This window comes from Xanthomonas populi (assembly GCF_002940065.1).
Classification (GTDB): Bacteria; Pseudomonadota; Gammaproteobacteria; order Xanthomonadales; family Xanthomonadaceae; genus Xanthomonas; species Xanthomonas populi.
Genome location: NZ_MDEJ01000210.1, coordinates 1 through 4,191, shown reverse-complemented (window position 1 = coordinate 4,191; position 4,191 = coordinate 1). Strand labels below are relative to the sequence as shown.

Here is a 4,191-nt window from a genome sequence, read left to right as displayed (position 1 = left end):
ATTAGGGAAAATTGCTCTGGTGTGATCTCCATACCCGATAGTTTACTCGCTCAGGCCATTAGTGTTAACAGGACCTAAAACGTGGGAAAACCTCAGCCTCTGGCCCCTTAGTTGGGTGACGGTCGGTGATGGAGCATCGCCAGGAAAACCTCGGCAGTAAGCAGATCCTGAGAAATGGCGTTTTTTGATCGGAAGCGGTTGAGTTCTATGGCCACCAACATGCATGCCACGACAGCACCAGACCGCGCGCCGAATCGGCTGTGCCGCGTTTGCAACAACGGCATCGCACAGCGCGCAATCACTCAGTCGGCTCGCGGCCGGTCCGTCCTGCTCGCCGGCACCTGCGCGGGCGCAGCGGATTGGTCTTGGTCTTCGATCTCGGTGATGGTGACGCTGCTGTGGGGCGCTTGCGCCTGCGAACTGGCATCTTGCAGCGCCCGCGCGACGTTCTCGCCGACCACTGCTGCGTAAACTTCCTCGTGCTCGGGGGACAATCCTTCCACGTATCGTGCAATGTCCTGTATCTGTTCCTGCATGTCCTCGGGAGAGTCAGGTACGCGTGTCGCGAGTGGGGTTCCGTCGGGGCCGGTGAATAGACGCTTCAGGCCGCTTCCTGCCATGTTCATCGCCATTTCTGCGCTGCGGGCGATCGGGCCCGGCATCGTCACCGCCATCAGCGACATGATGGCGCCGGCATAGAACTGCGCGTTGGGCGAGGACTCGATCAGGCTCTGGTCGGCGAACGTCTTTGACAATGTCTCTGCGCCCAGCGCAAGCGCGATGACCATGCTGCCGCCGCACATGCCCTTGAAACGTTCCATTGCGTCCTGCCGAGTGGCCTGCTTGTTCCATGCCGATTGCCCCATCACCGCGGTCACGATGCAGGTGTCGCTGAGCAGATTGATCGTACCCAACCGATCCGGTTGGACGAGGTAGATGGTCGAGCCGGTCACTGCGGTGGCCAGTAGCGTCAATGCCAACTTGGAGGAGAAATCCTGGTTGCGAATTTCGCGCGGCAGACTCGGCGTCTGGTTGCCATCGAGCTGCAGTACGCTGGCGAGCCGTTTGCTGCACCTGTCCAGCGTTTCCAGCAGATGCGTGCATTGCATATTCACCGTTCTGGTGAGTTCCTTGCCTGTGTCCTGACCGACGAAGTCTCGGCGCGCCTGCTGAAAGGTGTCGCAGGAGGCATCCACTTGTCCGCGGATTTGCAGCAGCTGGTCGCGCAGCGCTTCATTGATATTGGCAGGCGTCAGGCGGGCGCGCAGTTGCTGCGCCTGGTTGTTCAGACCCGCCGCCTGCGCTGTGGCTGCCCCCAGGCGTGCGCCTTTGTCCAGCATGCTGTTGCCGAGTTTGCTGAGGCTGTTCCACAGGAAGGGTGTCAGCATGATGGCCGTGAAGGTGACCGAAAGGCCTGCGCCATACCCCATATTGTTACTGACCGCCTCGGCTTGCTTGCGCAACGCCGAGTCGCCGAATTTCTTCGGAAGTTCGGTGGCGAGGAACAGCGTGTTGATCAGCACGTTGTAGAGATGCCCTTCGTTGGCCTCGCGGCCCAGCTGGCCTCCGGCGAACGCAAAGGGCAGGCCGTCGGCGCTGGGGCGCAACGCCGAGGCGGACAGCGCGAGAACGCCCTTGGTGGCAGTGGACATCGTGAAGGCGAAGGTTTTTGCCTGCTTGCCCATCAGCGGGCTGGGAACCACGACCGGCCAGAAATTGATGAGATTGGAGATCGATTTCAATACGCGTGAGGTGACCGGTGTGGCGTGATCGAGCGGCTGCATGGCGTTCATTACCGCCTTGATGTCGCCCAGTAACTGCTTGCGCTGATGTGTTCCCAGCCCTTCTGTAGTTTCGATAAGCTCGCCGAGCTGCTGCATTTGCTGTCGACAGGACGACAAGGTATGCGGCGTCATTTTTTCCGGATCCTCACCTTTCAGGATCTCCAGGAACGCTGGATCGTCCGCATGCATCTGCAGCATCGTGCGCAGGTCGGAGAGCGACCAGAGATTGGATGCGGCTGTCGTTACCGCAGCGGACGCTCGCTGAACGCCGCTTGCCAGCGCAGCGCTCGCGCGCGTGGCTAGCGTTGCCGTCGTTGAGGTGTCGGCGCTGCCCTCTGGCGAGGGCGGTTGCGATTCAAGCGAGGGGGCATAGGTCGCAGAGGAACGCCCGGAGGCGATGGTCGATGCGCTGGAGCGGCTGCGCAGGGGGAGCGCTGACAAAGCCGGGTCGACCGGCGTCGTTGCCGACGATGCTGCAGACGGTGAGGTGGATTGAATTGTCACGACTGCTTCGTTGTCCGAAAGCGCGTGCGTTGTACCTGAAGAAGAGGCGCCTGGGGCCTGCGGTTTCATTTGGTCACCATCAATGGTCCGGGGGAGGGGGGGGATGCCAGCCGACATATCTGGCTGGTTGAGGCAATGTGAAGGAACATGTGCGGCCGGTCTTTCGTGGCGCGAAATAGTGTGCTTCCAGCAGAACTTCGAGGCGCATTGTCATTGCGTTGCCATTGTTTTGTGGCCTGGCGATCCGGCGACAGCCAGCTGCGTGCATATGAGCGCGAAGGGCCATGACTGAGCCGGCGGGCCGGCGGCTACGCCCACGCGCGCCAGTTCAAGTGAACCGCCCCTGGAAGTTGGGAGGCTGTTTGGTTTGAGTCACGCCGCTCTGGCGTACCGGGCTTGTTGTCGATAGTAAGAGCGGCTAACAAAACCCAGGAAGAAGCAGTAAGCAGATGATGGAGCATGCAAGCCAGAGCAACGCCAAGTGGAGATCAATGCGGCGTTCAAAGCGGATGCACAGTTTGCTCATGTCTGCGAACCAGGCATGCGTGCGCCCGACGACCCAGCGATGACGGCCCAACCAGCCATTGCGCTCAATCTGCAGCCCAAGCCGACGCGGCGCGAGGTGTTGCTGGCGCAGATGGATCAGGTGGTGCCTTGGTCACAACTGTGTGCGCGTATCGCACTGTTCTATCCGAAGGTGCGCCAAGGCGGCGGTCGTCCGCCGGTGGAAGAGGCACTGTACGAGGTGCCGGCGATGCGGCGATTCGTGGGGAGTGATCTGGTGCGCGAAGCAGCGCCGGACGAGACGACGGTCTGCAAGTTCCGCCACCTGTTGGAAAAGCACGAATTGGCCGAGCAACTGTTCGCCGCGATCAATGCTCACTTGAGCGAGCACGGCCTGCGGTTATCGGCGGGGACGCTGGTGGACGCGACGATCATCGCGGCGGCGGCGTCGACGAAGAACAAGGCGCGTTCGCGCGATGCGCAGATGCACCAGACCAGGAAAGGCAACCAGTGGTACTTCGGAATGAAGGCGCACATCGGTGTGGATGCGGGCACGGGGCTGGTACACAGCGTTGTGAGCACGGCGGCGAACGTGGCCGAGGTAACCCAGACGGCGCATCTGCTGCATGGCACAGAGCAGCATGTGTTCGCGGACGCGGGCTATATCAGGGCGGAGACGTCTGCGCCGGCCGAAGGCCGCACCTTCCGGATTGCGGACAAGCGCAGCAAGGCGAAGGCCATCAAGCACCTGGGGTTGCGCGCGCTCACCGAAGAGCTGGAACTGGCCAAGGCCTCGATTCGGGCGGCGGTGGAACATCCGTTCCGGGTACTCAAGCGGCAGTTCGGTGACGTCAAGGTGCGCGACACGGGCTTGGCCAAGAACGCTTCGCAGGTGACGACGCTGTTCGCGTTGGTCGATCTGTGGATGGCACGCAGCAGGTTGCTGGCGATGGCGTAGCATGCAGACCGCCAAAAGCGGTGTGCGGCGCGAAACGTCGGACGCATCGATCAAAAACCTGGGAGATTTTGCCCTGCATCCGCGCTGCGAGCTGCGCAGCGCCGGCTACGGCTGGTAGATCAGGCACTCCCGAAAGGCATGTACTGGGAGAACGGCCGCTGGTACATGCTTGAAGACCATCCGGAGGGTGGCCGACAAGTGAAGTGCACGGTCACCTTCCGAAATGCTCGCCTCTCTGAACTCCATGCAATCGCAGAATCTCGACTACGGGGGGACGTGCGTGGCACGCTGCGTTACCTCTTCGACCGTTTCCACGAAGCGATCGAATTTAAGGAGCTACAGCCGGACACGCAGAAGGATTACTGATGCGCCCAGGGTTTCCTAGACATCTCATGGCCATGGAAAATGGTCGATTCGGAGGTGTCTATGAGCAGCAAGCGT

2 protein-coding genes and 1 pseudogene are annotated in these 4,191 nt (G+C 61.3%); 1 reads left to right on the top strand and 2 read right to left on the bottom strand.

Annotated elements, in window-relative coordinates:
* Nucleotides 1–302: 302 nt before the first annotated feature.
* Together xopX and XpopCFBP1817_RS22300 are read right to left on the bottom strand one after the other, a co-directional pair.
* Nucleotides 303–2,357 (bottom strand): XopX family type III secretion system effector, encoded by a 2,055-nt coding sequence (gene xopX / locus XpopCFBP1817_RS19690; protein ID WP_279627141.1) that lies wholly within the window; start codon nucleotides 2,355–2,357, stop codon nucleotides 303–305.
* A gap of 349 nt (nucleotides 2,358–2,706) precedes the next feature.
* Nucleotides 2,707–2,883 (bottom strand): annotated as a pseudogene (locus XpopCFBP1817_RS22300) (IS5/IS1182 family transposase); the annotation flags it as partial.
* On the opposite strand from XpopCFBP1817_RS22300, the gene XpopCFBP1817_RS19680 reads away from it, so the two are divergent.
* Nucleotides 2,854–3,750 carry an IS5 family transposase gene (locus tag XpopCFBP1817_RS19680; protein WP_128418375.1) on the top strand — a complete coding sequence of 299 codons (897 nt, stop codon included), beginning with the start codon at nucleotides 2,854–2,856 and terminating at the stop codon, nucleotides 3,748–3,750. The pseudogene XpopCFBP1817_RS22300 and the gene XpopCFBP1817_RS19680 sit on opposite strands and share 30 nt — an antisense overlap.
* Nucleotides 3,751–4,191: the final 441 nt, after the last annotated feature.